The 15178-nt window shown below is 61.9% G+C and carries 15 protein-coding genes and 1 pseudogene; 7 read left to right on the forward strand and 9 right to left on the reverse strand.

Going from position 1 to position 15178, the window contains the following annotated elements:
• Positions 1 to 79: 79 nt before the first annotated feature.
• Positions 80 to 1060, reverse strand: coding sequence for an acyl-CoA desaturase (locus ON753_RS13985; RefSeq protein WP_265963246.1), 981 nt, complete (start codon positions 1058 to 1060; stop codon positions 80 to 82).
• 221 nt (positions 1061 to 1281) lie between these two features.
• Between ON753_RS13985 and ON753_RS13990 the strand changes: the two genes are divergently transcribed.
• Together ON753_RS13990 and ON753_RS13995 are read left to right on the forward strand one after the other, a co-directional pair.
• Entirely contained in the window at positions 1282 to 1647 is a 366-nt protein-coding gene (locus ON753_RS13990) for a metalloregulator ArsR/SmtB family transcription factor (protein WP_265967159.1), read from the forward strand.
• A 226-nt stretch (positions 1648 to 1873) separates the two neighbouring features.
• A complete protein-coding gene (locus ON753_RS13995) occupies positions 1874 to 2827 on the forward strand; it encodes a 2-hydroxyacid dehydrogenase (RefSeq protein ID WP_265963247.1) in 954 nt (317 codons plus the stop codon).
• A 508-nt stretch (positions 2828 to 3335) separates the two neighbouring features.
• Here the strand turns inward: ON753_RS13995 and bla are convergent.
• Positions 3336 to 4231: pseudogene (gene bla, locus ON753_RS14005) on the reverse strand (class A beta-lactamase).
• 255 nt (positions 4232 to 4486) lie between these two features.
• Here bla and ON753_RS14010 point away from each other — a divergent pair.
• Entirely contained in the window at positions 4487 to 5386 is a 900-nt protein-coding gene (locus ON753_RS14010; RefSeq protein WP_265963250.1) for a LysR family transcriptional regulator, read from the forward strand.
• Here ON753_RS14010 and mnmC2 read toward each other — a convergent pair.
• Positions 5367 to 6089: a tRNA (5-methylaminomethyl-2-thiouridine)(34)-methyltransferase MnmC2 gene (gene mnmC2 / locus ON753_RS14015; protein ID WP_265963251.1), complete on the reverse strand. Its 723-nt coding sequence runs from the start codon at positions 6087 to 6089 to the stop codon at positions 5367 to 5369. The genes ON753_RS14010 and mnmC2 overlap by 20 nt on opposite strands.
• A 118-nt stretch (positions 6090 to 6207) precedes the next feature.
• On the opposite strand from mnmC2, the gene ON753_RS14020 reads away from it, so the two are divergent.
• Positions 6208 to 7392, forward strand: a complete 1185-nt coding sequence (locus tag ON753_RS14020) for an NAD(P)/FAD-dependent oxidoreductase (protein WP_265963252.1) — start codon at positions 6208 to 6210, stop codon at positions 7390 to 7392.
• A 60-nt stretch (positions 7393 to 7452) separates the two neighbouring features.
• Here the strand turns inward: ON753_RS14020 and ON753_RS14025 are convergent, their stop codons facing one another.
• Positions 7453 to 7641: a hypothetical protein gene (locus ON753_RS14025; protein WP_265963253.1), complete on the reverse strand. Its 189-nt coding sequence runs from the start codon at positions 7639 to 7641 to the stop codon at positions 7453 to 7455.
• Positions 7642 to 7871: 230 nt separating this feature from the next.
• Here ON753_RS14025 and ON753_RS14030 point away from each other — a divergent pair, with 230 nt between their 5' ends.
• Positions 7872 to 8339 (forward strand): YbaK/EbsC family protein, encoded by a 468-nt coding sequence (locus ON753_RS14030; protein ID WP_265963254.1) that lies wholly within the window; start codon positions 7872 to 7874, stop codon positions 8337 to 8339.
• Here the strand turns inward: ON753_RS14030 and ON753_RS14035 are convergent, their stop codons facing one another.
• Complete coding sequence (locus ON753_RS14035) at positions 8340 to 8801, reverse strand: hypothetical protein (RefSeq protein WP_323054734.1); 462 nt, start codon at positions 8799 to 8801, stop codon at positions 8340 to 8342. It lies immediately after the preceding gene.
• An 87-nt stretch (positions 8802 to 8888) separates the two neighbouring features.
• Here ON753_RS14035 and ON753_RS14040 point away from each other — a divergent pair, with 87 nt between their 5' ends.
• The gene (locus ON753_RS14040; protein WP_265963255.1) at positions 8889 to 9329 is read left to right on the forward strand and encodes a MarR family winged helix-turn-helix transcriptional regulator; all 441 of its coding nucleotides are present in this window, start codon (positions 8889 to 8891) and stop codon (positions 9327 to 9329) included.
• Between the two features lie 24 nt (positions 9330 to 9353).
• Here the strand turns inward: ON753_RS14040 and ON753_RS14045 are convergent, their stop codons facing one another.
• From ON753_RS14045 to cysQ, 4 genes are all read right to left on the reverse strand, one after another.
• Entirely contained in the window at positions 9354 to 10367 is a 1014-nt protein-coding gene (locus tag ON753_RS14045; RefSeq protein WP_265963256.1) for an NAD-dependent epimerase/dehydratase family protein, read from the reverse strand.
• Between the two features lie 236 nt (positions 10368 to 10603).
• Positions 10604 to 12538, reverse strand: coding sequence for a sulfate adenylyltransferase subunit CysN (cysN, locus tag ON753_RS14050; RefSeq protein WP_265963257.1), 1935 nt, complete (start codon positions 12536 to 12538; stop codon positions 10604 to 10606).
• Between the two features lies 1 nt (position 12539).
• Positions 12540 to 13469 (reverse strand): sulfate adenylyltransferase subunit CysD, encoded by a 930-nt coding sequence (gene cysD / locus ON753_RS14055; protein ID WP_265963258.1) that lies wholly within the window; start codon positions 13467 to 13469, stop codon positions 12540 to 12542.
• Between the two features lie 72 nt (positions 13470 to 13541).
• A complete protein-coding gene (gene cysQ / locus ON753_RS14060; RefSeq protein ID WP_265963259.1) occupies positions 13542 to 14384 on the reverse strand; it encodes a 3'(2'),5'-bisphosphate nucleotidase CysQ in 843 nt (280 codons plus the stop codon).
• A 282-nt stretch (positions 14385 to 14666) separates the two neighbouring features.
• Between cysQ and ON753_RS14065 the strand changes: the two genes are divergently transcribed.
• Complete coding sequence (locus ON753_RS14065; RefSeq protein ID WP_265963260.1) at positions 14667 to 15164, forward strand: PilZ domain-containing protein; 498 nt, start codon at positions 14667 to 14669, stop codon at positions 15162 to 15164.
• Positions 15165 to 15178 lie beyond the last annotated feature (14 nt).

The following is a 15178-nucleotide window of genomic DNA, read 5'->3' on the forward strand; positions in this document are numbered from 1 at the left end:
TCTTTTAGGGGAAAGTGACGGCCGGGGCAATGGGGGAGTGTTCGCGGGCGGGGACGACCCTGGCCGTACAGCGCACCACCTAGCCGTTCGGCAGCGCGCAAAGCCAGTCCGGAACGGTCTGCGGCTTGTCGCGGTTTGCCCCGTTCACCGCCAGACCAGGCCGTGGTTCCAGTGTCTCGGGCGTGTTGATGCCCCACGCCAGACCGAAGCGTTCCAGGATCTTCACCAGCCACCAGCCGGGGTCCACCTGGCCGGGCATGAAACCCAGCCGGGCCGATTTCGGAAAGGCATGATGGTTTTCGTGAAAGGCTTCGCCGAAGGTAATCGCGCCAAGCCCTGGCAGGTTGTAGCCCTGTACGCAGGCGCCTTCGACGTAAAGCAGGTGCTCTTTCGGCTGGTGCGCGTAATAACCGACCAGCCAGTGACCGATCAGGGACACTGATACCCTGCAGCAAATGCCCCAGACCACGAAAGACAAACCTCCTGCAAGATACAGCGGCACGGCTACGACTGCCTGCTGGAGGATCCAGGTCCTTTCGACGACCCGATAGAACAGGTCCTGCGCGACACTCTCTTCAACGACAAAATCGGGTTCATTTGCAAGCTCAATGCCGCAGCAGAGCTGCCAGTAGGCGTCTTTCCAGAAGCCGGACCGATGGGCGAAGAAATCGTGGCAATCGGATTGCCGCTGTCCCCAGTCGCGAAAGTCGTGCAGGCGTATCATACCGAGCGGACCGGCCATGCCGACGAGGACGCCCAGGTACACCAGTGTTCTTTCGATCCAGGGAACCGTCTCGAATGAGCGGTGGATGAGCAAACGGTGCATACCGACCGAATGGCCGCCGCAGATCGTGATTGCCGTCAGAACCACAAAGACCGCCAGTGACTGAAAAGAAAAAGTAAGAGGACCCGCGACCAGAGCGACGGAGGTCATCGCGGCGATCCAGGCGGCCTTCAACGGCTTGAGAACCACGGTACCCTCTACCGGATTGGCGCCGTCCTCGGACCGGACCCTTTCAGTGGAGACTGCTTTCAGACAGGTATCGGAATTCGAGCGCATTGGCTCACTCCCTCAAAAAAGGCGAGCGATCTCGCGTCCCGGACGACCGTGCCGGGAGCTCAATTCGCATGTTGAATACTTTCCTGCCGCAACCGGCAGGGACTTGCCTTGCGAGGGGACGTCCACTAATTAGGCAATAAGCTAACTACCATCGATTATATAATTAGGCAATTACCTAATTGATGAAACTGTATATCCTGGAAGTCCAGTACGAGGCCGCGATGAACGACCAGCAAGACGCCCTGTCCGCCGCCAACGCCGGGAGCATTCAGAAGATTTTCGAAGCGCTGGCCTCAGCACCACGCAGAAAGATACTGGCCTATCTCTCTAACAGTTCACTGACGGCCGGCGAAATCGCGGATCGTTTCGACATGTCGAAGCCTTCGATCTCGCAGCACCTCGGCATCCTTGAAGGCGCTGGCCTGGTTCGCAAGGAGAAGAAAGGTCAGTACATCCACTATTCTATCGTGCAGGCAAATCTCGCCAACACGCTGAACGGCTATGTGCAGGAGATCTGTCCTGTTTCACGCCCCCTCAAGAAGGAAAGTGCAGCTTTGGAGAAAACGCGTAGCCAGGATCGCAGCTGATCTACAACTGGCTACAGGAAAGCCAGAGGGGGAATTGACATATGGCATGAACCGACTGACCGAAGATAAGGATTTCCGGTCAGGAGGCGCCCCATCCCATCCATGGACCGAGCCTCGAAAAGGGCCGCCGTACTACTGCAGCCCAATCAGCCCTTTTTTCCGCGCGTGGTTCCCCGTAAGGTTCAGGTCTTAGAGACATCAATCCCCAATCCCAGCGGATCACGCCATGAAAACCGTCGACATTCTCATGCCCCGCCCGATGCTGCCGATCGTTCAGGAGCAGCTGGATGCCGCCTTTAACGTTCACAAGCTGTTCGAGGCGGACGACCCGGATGGCCGGCTTGCGGAAATCGGGCCGAAGATCCGCGGCGTGGCGCTGGCGGGTGGGCAGGTCAATGCGCAGTTGCTGTCGAAGATCCCCAATGCGGAGATCATCGCCAGCTTCGGCGTCGGCTACGACCAGATCAACACCGTGGACTGCCTTGCCTCAAATGTGATGGTGACCCATACGCCGGATGTGCTGACCGACGAGGTCGCCGATACAGCAATGGGCCTCTTGCTGATGACGGTTCGTGAATTCGGACAGGCCGAGCGATGGCTGCGGGACGGCAAGTGGGTCAAGGACGGCCCTTATCCGCTGACCGGGGCGACGCTCCAGGGCCGCACGCTCGGAGTTTTCGGGCTTGGCCGGATCGGCAAGGAAATTGCGCGGCGTGCCGAGGCCTTTGGCCTGAAAATCCATTACCACGGCCGCCACCAGCAGAAAGGTGTCGACTATCCCTATCACGCCACGCTCAAGGAACTCGCGGCGGCCTGCGACACGCTGATGGTCGTGGCACCCGGCGGGCCGGAAACCGAACACGCGGTGAATGCGGAGGTTCTGGAGGCGCTTGGACCCGAGGGCATCGTGATCAATATCGGCCGGGGCACGGTGGTGGATGAAACCGCGCTGATCGCGGCGCTGGAGAACGGCACGATCTACGGTGCCGGGCTGGATGTGTTCGAAGACGAACCGAACGTGCCGGAAAAGCTGATGCAGCTTCCCCGCGTCACGCTTCTGCCCCATGTGGGCTCGGCCTCTCAGGCAACCCGCAATGCCATGGGTCAACTGGTGGTCGACAACCTGAAGAGCTGGTTTGCCACGGGCAAGGCGGTCACGGCTGTTCCCGAAATGCGGTGAGCGATCTGGCGGTGGCGGACCCGGGTTGGTGCCCGGTTTGAAAGGGATGTTCGCTTCGGCAGTGCGCGCGAGGTGAACACCTTCGAGGGAGACGTCAAAGGCCGACGGCCCCTGCCTCCTCACAAAAACGAATTTCCCTGAAACCAATTGCCTCTTCGAGCGTTGTTCACGCAAGGCGCGAAATCAGGCCCATCGACCACAAAAGCCGCGCCTGGCGATCCACCGCAAGGCTGAAAACGATAATGATAATTGCAAGTGAGGACCACCTCACGACAGCCTTGCAGGCGGATCGGCTCGTCGCCGATCCGCCAACTGTTGCACAGCCGGGACCCCTGTCCCGCGTGCATGGCGTGTGATCCCAGTGGCCAGACGGTGTTGCTGTCGACGTAACCTCCGACAGCACGCGCGGGCTGACCTGCCATCCCGGTCAGCCTTCGAAGGAAACGCCCCTGCAAATGCAGGGGCGTTTCCGCGTCCGGGCGAGCGGTTCTGCCTGCCCGCTTCCTCGTCAAGGCTTCAGAACGTCGGCAAGTGCGCTGCCGATCTCCGCGATTGCCTTGTTCCTGGCGTCGAAGGAGGCATCGGTTTGCGTGATGTAGACGGCGATCACCACCGGCTCGCGGTCCGTCGGCCAGATGACGCCGATATTGTTGCGCGAGCCATTGTCGCCTGCACCGGTCTTGTCGCCGATCCGCCAGTCTGCCGGCAGCCCGGCCCGCAAGGTGGAACCGCCGACCCGATTGTCCAACAGCCATTCGGTCAGTTGCCCCTCGCCTTTTCGCTCAGGGCATCGCCCAGCACCAGTTTGTGCAGGCTGGCAACGGCCGCCGCCGGTGTGGTCGTATCCCGCTCATCGCCCGGAATGCCGGAATTGAGCTTCGTCTCGTAGCGGTCGAGCCGCGTGATCGTGTCGCCGATGCCGCGCATAAACCCGGTGAGGGCGGCGGGGCCGCCGATGTCTTCCAGCACGAGATTGGCCGCCGTGTTGTCGCTGAGGGTGATGGTCGCCGCGCAAAGCTCCAGGAGGGTCATGCCGCTGGTGCCGATCTTCTTTTCGGTGACCGGTGAATAGGACACCAGATCCTCTTCCTGGATCCTGACGCGCCGCGCCGGGTCCGTCTCGCCCTTCTCCCCCATGTCCAGCAACGCGGCACAGAGAAAGGCCTTGAAAGTGCTATTCAAGGGAAAGCGCTCGTCGGCATGATGGGTCCATGTGGCGCCGGTCTGCGTGTCGAGCACGGCAACGCCGATCCTGGCCGAAAGGCTCTCCTGCAGGTTCGCGACCGTCCGGGCGAGCGGTTCGGGGTCGAAGCCGGCTGCACCGGCTGTGCCAGGCATCAGGGTAAACGCGGAAGACAAGCCGAGGGCAACCGCAAGGGCGCTGCGGCGGATCCAATATTTCATGATGAACTCCTGAAAAGTTAAGCGTTTTCAAAGGCTAGAGCATCGTCTGTGGGTCCTTCGGGAACACCGGATGCTCGGAAGCAACGTTCGCGCCCAGCCGATTCGGCGTTTGCCCCCCTCACCGTCCCGTCGAGACACAGCGACCTTGCCGCTGCCGCAGATATTACGCAAATGATGAATAATGGGGTTAGACATGAATGAAACTTGGCCTTAAAGCATGTCCATTTCGGCCGCCCGGAGCAAAGCAGGAGCATCATGGACATTTCAAAATTGCCGCTGAACGCGCTCAGGGCATTCGAGGCCTCGGCGCGGCTGTGCAGCTTCACCCGGGCCGGCCTGGAACTCAGGGTGTCCCAGACCGCCGTCAGCCATCAGGTGAAAGCCCTGGAAGACCTGCTCGGCGTATCTCTGTTCGAGCGGTTGCCGCGCGGTGTCGCGCTCACCGATGAAGGGCATGCGCTGCTGCCCGTGCTGACGGATGCCTTCCGGCGGATGAGTGCCGCGCTCAGCCGGTTCGAGGCCGGCAATTTCCGTGAGGTGCTGACCGTGGGCGTGGTCGGCACCTTTGCAACAGGCTGGCTGCTCTCGCGGCTGCCTGCGTTTTCGCTCGTCCACCCGCATATCGATCTGCGTCTGAAGACCAACAACAACCGCGCGGATATGCTCGCCGACGGGCTCGACTGTTTCATCCGTTTCGGCGACGGCGCCTGGCACGGCACCAATGCGGAGAAGCTGATGGACGCCCCGCTTGCGCCGCTCTGCTGCCCCGAAACGGCCGGCAGACTGAAAACGCCGGAAGACCTGCTCAGGGGATCGCTCCTGAGGTCCTATCGGCTGGATGAGTGGGCCAGATGGTTTCAGACGGTTGCCCTGCCCGCCCCGCGGGCGCGCGGCTGGATGTTCGACAGTTCGCTGACCATGGTAGAAGCCGCCGCCCAGGGCGCCGGGGTCGCCTTGGTGCCGGTTGCCATGTTCCCTCACGACCTGCGATCGGGACGGCTCGTGCGGCCGTTCGAGGCGAGCGTCCTGACGGGAAGCTACTGGCTCACATGGCTGAAGTCCCGTGAGGAAAACAGCGCCATGCAGAAGTTCCGGCTGTGGCTGCGGCAGACCGTCAGCCAAGAAGACGGCGATCTCACGCCATTCGGCCAGTGACCATTTCGCGCTTGCCTGCGAACCCGCCGGTCTTTTCGATGGTAAAGCCGGCCGACTGGAGATTGCGGCGCACCCAGCCGGCCGCCGTATAGGTCGCCAGGGTGCCGCCCGGTGCGGTCAGGCCGGCGGCCGCCTTCATGAGATCCGCATCCCAGAGCTCCGGGTTTCTGGCCGGGCTGAAACCGTCCAAGTACCAGGCGTCGATGGCGCTGATGACGCATTCCTCCTCCCCGCTCTCCCGCCCGTCCAACCGAAGCCTGCCGATCAGGTCGCGGGCATCGCCGATGCCCAGCAACAGGTCCGCGCCGGAAACCGAGAGCCGGTTCCAGCCCGGATGCGGGTTCCAGGCCGCGATCAGGTCTGCGGCCAGAGACCCGAGCTGCGGAAAGGCGCCCAGAGCGCGTGCGAGCTGGTCCGCCGTCATCGGATAGAGCTCGAAGGAAACGAATGTCAGCGCAGGCGGGCGGGACAGTTCCTTCAGCGCAACAAGAGTCGTCAGGAAATTGAGCCCGGTGCCGAAGCCGAATTCGGCAATCGTAAAAGTGTCCCGGCCCGAAAATCGTGCGGGCAGTCCATTGCCCTTCAGGAACACATGGCGGGTTTCCTCAAGGCCTCCGGCCCTGGAAAAATAAGTATCGTCAAAGGCTTCCGCCCGGGGCACGTCGCCTTCGAGCCATTCCAGATCCGGTGCTTTCGTCGACATGTTATCCGTGTACCCTGCTCTTTGCGCCTGGCGAGACAAACGGGCGGAGCGTCCGCCGCGCCTCAAAGACTTTGCCATCGCGGCTGCGTTCTCATAAGAGAGCCCACGACAGCAATCAATGACAGATGGTATCGATTCCGCCATGGCGCAGCCCTCCGACGAACCTTTTGACCTTGCCGTTGCCGGAGCCGGAATTTTCGGCCTCTCGGTCGCTCATGCGGCGATCAAGGCGGGGTTGAGGGTCGCCGTCCTGGAGAAGGACCGTGTGGGTGCGGGGTCGAGCGGCGGCCTGCTGGGGGCCCTGATGCCGCATATGCCGGCGCGGTGGAACCCGAAAAAGGAGTACCAGTTTCAGGCCCTGCTGAGCCTCGAAGACCATATCCGCCAACTGGAGGCCGAGACCGGCCTTGACTGCGGCTACCGCCGCTGCGGCCGCATTCTGCCGCTGACGACCACCGACAAGCTCGACCACCACCTGGAGCGGGCGCAGGAGAGCAAACTGCGCTGGCGCCCGCAGGAAACCGGCTTTTCCTATATTGTGGAACCGGCGGGGAGCCGCGCGGACTGGCTGGCCCCCGCCGCCGCCCCGCACGGCATCGTCTATGAGACGCTTGCGGCCCGGGTCTCGCCGCGCGCCTATCTTGCCGCTCTCGGCGCCTTCGTCCGCGCCCGCGGCACGCTTATCGAAGGCGTCGCCGTCAGCGGCTTCGACGAAGCCACCGGCAGCGTGGAAGTGTCAGGGGAAACGCCCCCGATCCGGGCAAGGTCTCTCGTGGTCTCTGGCGGGTTCTCGGCCTTTGACCTGATCGAGCGGTTCACCGGCGAACGGATCGGGCGCGGGGAAAAGGGCCAGGCACTGCTCCTGGAGGGTGCGGACCTGGAGGACAAGCCGGCGATCTACTGCGACGGGCTCTATGTCGTGCCGCACGGCAACGGCACGGTGGCCGTCGGCAGCACTTCGGACAGGGACTTTTCGGACAATTCGCCTTCTCCGGCACGCTCCGCCGAACTGCTGCGGCGGGCCACGGCCTTCTGCCCGAAGCTGACGGGACGGCAGGTGCTTACCGACTGGGCCGGCATCCGGCCCCGGTGCAACAAGCGGGATCCGCTTGTCGGCAAGCTCCCGGGCCTTGACGCCACCTATGCCGCAGCCGGCGGCTTCAAGATTTCCTTCGGCATTGCCCATCTGGTGGCCGATTGCCTGGTTGCGGAAATCACCGGGCGCGCGGCCACGCACCCGCTTCCGGCAACGTTCCGGCCCGAACACCATTTCGGCGCCGGCCGCCTCGACGCGGACCGCTGATATTTCCGTTTTCAGTGTGCAGGCAGAGCAGGCGCCGGTGGAACCCGTGATTCCCAACGGTTACAGGGCGGCAACCAGTGCATAAAGCGCATAGATGGTGAGCACGATGGAGCCCCAGAAAAGTAGATTTTTCGCAATCTGGCCGGGTACGTTCATCATCTCATCCCGAGGGGTCGACCTTCCAGCCCGCTCGTCCCGGTGCTCTTCAGGGACGCTGGCTTCAGAAGCAGCTGTAATGGCTTTTGCCATTTCGGCAATCCTTTGAGTGGAACTGTCAGCGGAGTTCCCGGAACCCTGTTCCACATCCGCTACCTGCTGCGTTTACGGCAGAAATGGTTAAGACCCGTTTAACATTTTACCCTAAACACCTTCTTAATTTATCCCATGATGAAATTGGGGATATGACAAGTTGTCATTCAAATTCTCCATCGTCATATTTCCTTGAACAACCACCGCCAGACAGAGGAAAATAATCCGGCATGAGCCTCGACAGCGTCCGTGACCATCTCGCCAGTGCAGCCCCCGACCTGGAAGTCCTCGTCACCGAAGACAGCACCGCCACCGTGGACCTCGCCGCCAGGGCCCATGGTGTCGTGCCGGGCCAGATCGCCAAGACGCTTTCCTTTCAGATCAAGGACCAGGTGATCCTGGTGGTCACCCGGGGCGACGCGCGGCTGGACAACAAGAAGGCCAAGGCGGCCTTTGGCGGCAAGGTGAAGATGGTCGGCCTTGACGACGTCGAAACCCTGACCGGACATCCCGTCGGCGGCGTGTGCCCCTTCGGGCTCGTGCGGCCCCTTCCCGTCTATTGCGACGTATCGCTGAAGGACTTCGACATCGTCATTCCGGCGGCCGGGGCAACCAATGCCGCGGTGAAGGTATCGCCGGAGCGCATGGCGCAAATCACCGCGGCAAAGTGGGTGGATGTCTGCCAGCAGGCCGAGTAATCAGCCCGCATGTGAGGGAACGCGCCGTCTGCGACCGGCAGTCATTCGCAGCCCGTCACGGATGTTCAGCCCCATGAGCGACAGGTTGACGGTCCCGGCAACCAGTTCGGCGGCCTGGACGGCATAGAAGCTGCCGTCGAATTCCCCTGCCTGGGCCTTCGCGGCGAGAAAGAGCGCCGAGGGTATCAGGACCACAATGCCGTTGGCCGCGATGACCGGCATGCGCCTGCGCTTTGCGCCGACGGCGCCCCCCTTGACCGCACCTGCCATCCGAAATCCGGTCCCTCCGGCTGCCGCAAGGGCTGGAATGAGCACCCAGAAACCATAGGGGATCAGGGTCTTGACCATGACGACCGCCCCGGTGTCCAGGAAGGCCTCGGCGACCACGGTGGACAGCCAGAAGGTCGCGATCGTCGCCGTCGCAAGTGCAGCGGAAACCTTGTGAATTGTCGAGAGCATCATGTCACCTCCATTTACATAGTATGCTATATAATATTGCATAGCTTGCTATGTTATGCAACGGTTCGGAATGGAAACGATGGTGCAGACATGAAATTCGATCGCGAAACTTCGGCGGGCTATCTGGTAAACCACATGGCGCGGCTGTTTGCCCGCCAGCTTGAGCGAAGGATCAAGCCGCACGGAATCGCCCTGGGGGCCTTTCCGGCGCTCTTGTATCTATGGGAAAAGGATGGCCTGACCCAGAAGGAGCTCGTGGACCGTCTCGACATCGAACAGCCGACGATGGCGGCAACGCTCTCGCGCATGGAACGGGACGGACTGATAACCCGGCGGCGCGGCGAAGGAGACGCACGAGTGCAATATGTGCACCTAACCGACCGCGCCAGGCAGCTTCGCGACATCGCGCTTGGCGAGGCCGTGGCGGTCAACGAGCTGGCCCTGGCCGATCTCGACGAAACCGAACGTCAGCAGTTCCTGGATCTCACGTCGAAGGTCCTCGCCACGTTGAGCGCACTGGAGGAGGAGTAAGGTTCCCGCGTCCGGCGTCCGGCCTCAGACCTGATGGTACTCCCGGTACCACTTCACGAACCTGGCAACGCCTTCCTGAACCGTGGTTTTTGGCCGGTAGCCGGTCAGGCTGTGCAGCAGGTCCGCATCGGCCCAGGTTGCGGGCACGTCACCCGGCTGCATGGGCATCAGGTTGCGTTCGGCGGTCCTGCCGGTCGCCGTCTCGATCGCCTCGATGAAGTCGGTCAGCCGCACGCAGGTGGAATTACCGATATTGACGATCCGCCAGGGCGCAACGGGAGACAGGCTGTCGCCATCTGGCACTTCTTCGCCTTCGGCAGGGCGCAACGGCACGGCGTCCATCAGCAGGCGGATGCCCTCGACAAGGTCTTCCACATAGGTGAAGTCCCGCTTCATGTCGCCGTAATTATAGACGTCGATCGGCCGGCCTTCGAGGATCGCCTTGGTGAACTTGAAGAGCGCCATGTCCGGCCGTCCCCACGGTCCGTAGACGGTGAAGAAGCGGAACATGGTCACCGGCAGGTCGTAGAGATGGGCGTAGGAATGCGCCATCGTTTCCGTCGCCTTCTTGGTGGCGGCGTAGAAGGACATCTGATGGTCGGCCTTGTCCGTCTCCTTGTACGGCAGGGCGGTATTGGCGCCGTAGGCGGAAGACGTGGAGGCAAGCAGCATGTGTTCCGGCGGAAAGGCGCGCGCGGCTTCCAGGAGTTCGAACGTGCCGCAGAGGTTGCTTTCCAGGTAGGAACGCGGCGCCTCGATCGAATACCGCACCCCCGCCTGCGCCGCTAAGTGGATGACGAAGTCCGGCTTTTCGGAGCGGAACAGCGACATGAGCAGGTCAGGCGCCTCCACCCGGTCGTTCACCGGCGTGAAGTGCTCGTTCTGCAGCAGCATCTGCTGGCGGCGCTCCTTCAGGCGGACATCGTAATAGTCCGTCATCGCGTCGAGGCCGATGACCCGGAACCCGTCCTTCAACAGACGCGTGCAAAGAAAGTAGCCGATAAATCCTGCGGAGCCGGTCACCAGAACGGTTTTCATGACGTACCGAAGCCTTTCAATCCCTGATTCAATTGCGAGGAACGGTCTTAGAAGTCTTCGCGCGGACGGGCAATGGCAAAGAAGCGGGCGACGCGGTTTTCCAGGCGCCCGGCGGCGCGAGCGGGCAGCGGTGACATGCCGGCTCGAGAGGCGGTAAGAAAAATGGCCTTGCAGGGACGTACGCCCTGCAAGGCCATGGCGGTCAGCTCACCGCCTTGCGCAATACCGGAAGGGGCTCAGATGCCTTCTCCGTGGGAAGAATAGCCTTCCAGGAACCCGCGCTCGCGCAGGTAGGCGATGATTTCATCGGCAATCTCCTGCGGGTCCCGGTCCACGTTCCGGATGTGGATTTCCGGATTTTCCGGTGCCTCGTAGGGGCTGTCGATGCCGGTGAAGTTCTTGATCTCGCCCCGGTCGGCCTTGGCATAGAGGCCTTTGGGATCGCGCCTGCGGCATTCTTCGATCGGCGTGTCCACAAAGACCTCGATGAACTCGCCTTCGCCCAGCAGATCCCGGGCCAGCCGGCGTTCGGACCTGAACGGCGAGATGAAGGACACGAGCGTGATCATGCCGGCATCCGTGAAGAGCCTGGCGACCTCGCCCACCCGGCGGATATTCTCCACCCGGTCGGCGTCGGTGAAGCCGAGGTCCCTGTTGAGCCCATGCCGGACGTTGTCGCCGTCGAGCGCATAGGTATGCCGACCGTCGATATGAAGCTTCTTTTCCACGATCGACGCAATGGTCGACTTGCCCGAGCCGGAAAGACCGGTGAACCAGAGGACCGCGGGCTTCTGGCCGAGCTTTTCCGAGCGCGCCGCCTTGTCGACAGCGAGCGCCTGCCAGTGAATGTTGCTCGCCCGGCGCAGCGCGAACCAGACCATGCCCGCCCCGACGGTGGCATTGGACATGCGGTCGATCAGGATGAACGAACCGGTGGCCCGGTTGGCCTCATAGGGATCGAACGGCACGGCGGAGGACAGAGCAAAATTGCAGAACGCGATTTCGTTCAGGCCCAGAGTCTTGCCGGCCATGTGCTCGAACGTGTTGACGTTGATCTTGTGCTTGATCTCCGAAACGGTCGCAGTGACCGTGCGGGTGCCGATCTTCAGAAGATACGGACGGCCCGGCAGCAGCGGCTCGTCGGACATCCAGATGACGTGGGCGGCAAACTGGTCGGCAACATCCGGACGGGACGCCGTGGACGACAGGAGGTCGCCGCGGGAGATGTCGATCTCATCTTCCAGCGTGATGGTGACCGCTTCTCCGGCGCAGGCGTCCTGCACTTCGCCGCTCGTGCCGATGATGGATTTCACCTTCGACATCTTGGCGGGACCGGCAACAACCAGCTCCTCGCCGACCGAAACCCGACCGCTGGCCACGGTGCCCGAATAGCCGCGGAAATCGAGGTTCGGCCGGTTGACCCACTGCACCGGGAAACGGAACGGAGCCTCGAGCTCCTGTTCGCCGACCTCGACACCTTCCAGATGCTCCAAGAGCGTCGGGCCGGAATACCAGGTCAACTTGTCGCTGGTGGCGGTGACGTTGTCGCCGTAGCGGGCGGACATCGGGATCGCCTGCAGGGTTTCGAAGTCGAAGCCGTTGGCAAAGGTCTCGAACTCCGTGCGGATCTGTTCGAACCGCTCTTCGGAATAGTCCACCAGGTCGATCTTGTTGACCGCCAGCACCACGTGGCGGATGCCGAGCAGCGAGGCGATGAAGGCGTGACGGCGGGTCTGCACCATCAGGCCGTTGCGGGCGTCGACCAGCAGAACGGCAAGATCGGCGGTGGAAGCGCCCGTGGCCATGTTGCGGGTATACTGCTCGTGGCCCGGCGTGTCGGCGACGATGAACTTGCGCTTGTCGGTCGCAAAAAAGCGATAGGCGACATCGATGGTGATGCCCTGCTCGCGCTCGGCTTCCAGACCGTCGACGAGCAGCGCCAGGTCCATGTCCTCACCGACCGTGCCATGCTTGCGGGAGTCGCGCTCGAGCGCCGCCAGCTGATCCTCGAAAATCAGTTTGGTGTCGAAGAGCAGGCGGCCGATCAGGGTCGATTTGCCGTCGTCGACGGAACCACAGGTGAGAAAACGCAGCTGGTCCTTGGTTTCCTGCGCAAGGATATATTCGGTAACGGCTGTTTCGGCAGCTTCCTGGACGTTTGCGATCGTCATCTTAGAAATATCCTTCGCGCTTTTTCTTTTCCATGGAGGCGCTTTCGTCCCTGTCGATCAGGCGGCCCTGACGTTCGGACGTGCGGGCTATAAGCATCTCGCGGACAATGGAGGGCAGCGTATCGGCATCCGACTCGATCGCACCGGTGAGCGGATAGCAGCCGAGCGTGCGGAAACGAACCATCTTTTCCTCAATCACTTCGCCGGGCTTAAGCTTCATGCGGTCGTCGTCGACCATGATCAGCATGCCGTCGCGTTCCACCACCGGACGCTTGGCGGCCAGATACAGCGGCACCATCGGAATGTTTTCCGTCAGGATGTACTGCCAGATGTCGAGCTCGGTCCAGTTGGACAGCGGAAAGGCGCGGATGCTCTCGCCCTTTGCCACGCGGGCATTGAAGAGGTTCCACAGTTCCGGACGCTGGTTCTTCGGGTCCCAGCCGTGATTGGCATTGCGGAAGGAGAACACGCGCTCCTTGGCACGGGATTTCTCCTCGTCGCGGCGCGCACCGCCGAAGGCCGCGTCGAAACCGTATTTGTTGAGCGCCTGTTTCAGCGCTTCGGTCTTCATGATGTGGGTGTGCACGGACGACCCGTGCTCGAACGGACTGATGTTCTTCTCCAGCCCTTCGGGGTTGGTGTAGACGATCAGGTCCAGCCCGAGGCGGCTGGCTGTCTCGTCGCGGAACTTGATCATGTCCCGGAACTTCCAGGTCGTGTCCACATGCAGCAGCGGAAACGGCGGTTTTGAAGGATAGAACGCCTTCATCGCCAGATGCAGCATGACGCCGGAATCCTTGCCGATGGAATAGAGCATCACCGGGTTGGAGAATTCGGCCGCCACTTCGCGGATGATGTGGATGCTTTCCGCCTCAAGGCGCTTCAGATTGCTGAGGCGCTCCGGCGTGATCCCATGAGACTGAATATTCATGTTCATTTTTTCCATTTCGGCCGGCTGCCGGCCCTTTCCGAGATCTGTTTCCTGGCGTCCGCCCATCCGCGTTCAGGCAGCGGGAGCCAGATCGGGCAGCAGCGCCTTGGAGCTGACTGCGACGAAATGCGGGTTGAGGAGATCGTTCTTGTGCGGATTTTCCGGCACCCGGTAGACGAAATCCGCATAGGATCCGGCCACGACCACCGACCCGCCGGCACCGCGCACCACGGCGTCTCCGGCGGCGATGTCCCACTGCATGGTCGGCGCAAGGCGCGGATAGAGGTCCGCCTTGCCGGCAGCCACCCAGCAAAGCTTCAGGGACGAGCCGACCGACAACTGCTCGGCCACCTGCAGGCGGCCGATAAGGTTTGCCGTTTCCTCCGACATGTGGGACCGGCTGGCAAGGACGCTCAGCCCTTGTGCCGGGGGCGTCCTGACGGCAATTGCCTCGCTGTCGGCCACGTCACCATTTGAAATCCGGCCCCTGAAGGCCTGCTGGCGCGTCCCGCCCTCGCCGGCCAGGGCACCGCCCCAGAAGATCTCGCCGAGCGCCGGCGCGGCCACGACGCCGAACACCGGGACGCCGTCTTCGATCAGGGCGATGTTGACCGTGAACTCGCCGTTCTTCTTCAGGAACTCCTTGGTGCCGTCGAGCGGGTCGACGAGAAAATAGCGGTCGCCGACATTCGGAAGATGCCCGGCTTCGACGGATTCTTCCGCCACAACCGGCACGTCCGGAAACAGCTCCGCCAGACCTGCGAGGATGATTTTCTCCGCGGCGGCATCGGCCAGGGTGACAGGCGATCCGTCCGCCTTGCTTTCGACGTCAAACGGTTCGGCGTAAATTTTCATGATCTCCTCGCCGGCCTTAATTGCAAGCCGGTTCAAAAAGGATATCTGGTCTTCCGTCATCAACGCTCCAACTCGTTCAATTTTCGAAATAATTTCCTGCAGCTCCCCTTCCGGGGCATGCCGCTAAATAGAAAGAAAAAAATATGTCAATTCAAGGAATGGTGTTCCACGAAATCTTCGGAAATGAAAACGGTTGAGGCAGTCTGTTGGCAGCACAAGTCTTTTTTTCCGGACGCGGCGCAGCCTTGTGGCATGGATTCACGGATTGGCAAGGCATTCCTTGCTAAGTTCGGCGGATGTTTGACAGCCATCCTATGATCGATAGCAAGAGACGAGACGACAATGCCGGACACCAAACCAGTCGCTGAGCAGCGCCAGACAGCGGATGACGCTGCCCCGGCACAGCGCGCGCGCCGGGCACGCGTGTTCAAGAAGGGAAAGATGGTCTTCCAGGACGGGCTCCGGTCAATCCCCTGCCTTGTCCGGAACATTTCCGACGGCGGCGCCCTTTTGGAATTCGAACAGGCCTACATGCTGCCGAAGGAATTCGACCTGCATATCGACCTGGAAGATTACGAAGTCACCTGCGAGCGCCGCTGGGAAGACGGCCTGCGCTGCGGTGTGGCGTTTGTCGGCGAAAAGCGCCCGACCGGCAAAGAGCGCGTGCAAGTGCTGCAAAGCTCCGAAGAACCCCTGCTGAACGCCCCCAACGAGCGCATGGAAGCCCCTGACGCCTTCCTGGCCCGCATCCGCCCTGAAAACGCCCCACATCCCAGTGAGCCGGTGCGCCGCACACGGCCGGAGGGCTCCGGCAAGCCGACATTCGGCAAGAGGCGGTAGAAGCGGCCGGTCCT

This window comes from Roseibium salinum (genome assembly GCF_026240905.1).
GTDB lineage: Bacteria > Pseudomonadota > Alphaproteobacteria > Rhizobiales > Stappiaceae > Roseibium > Roseibium salinum.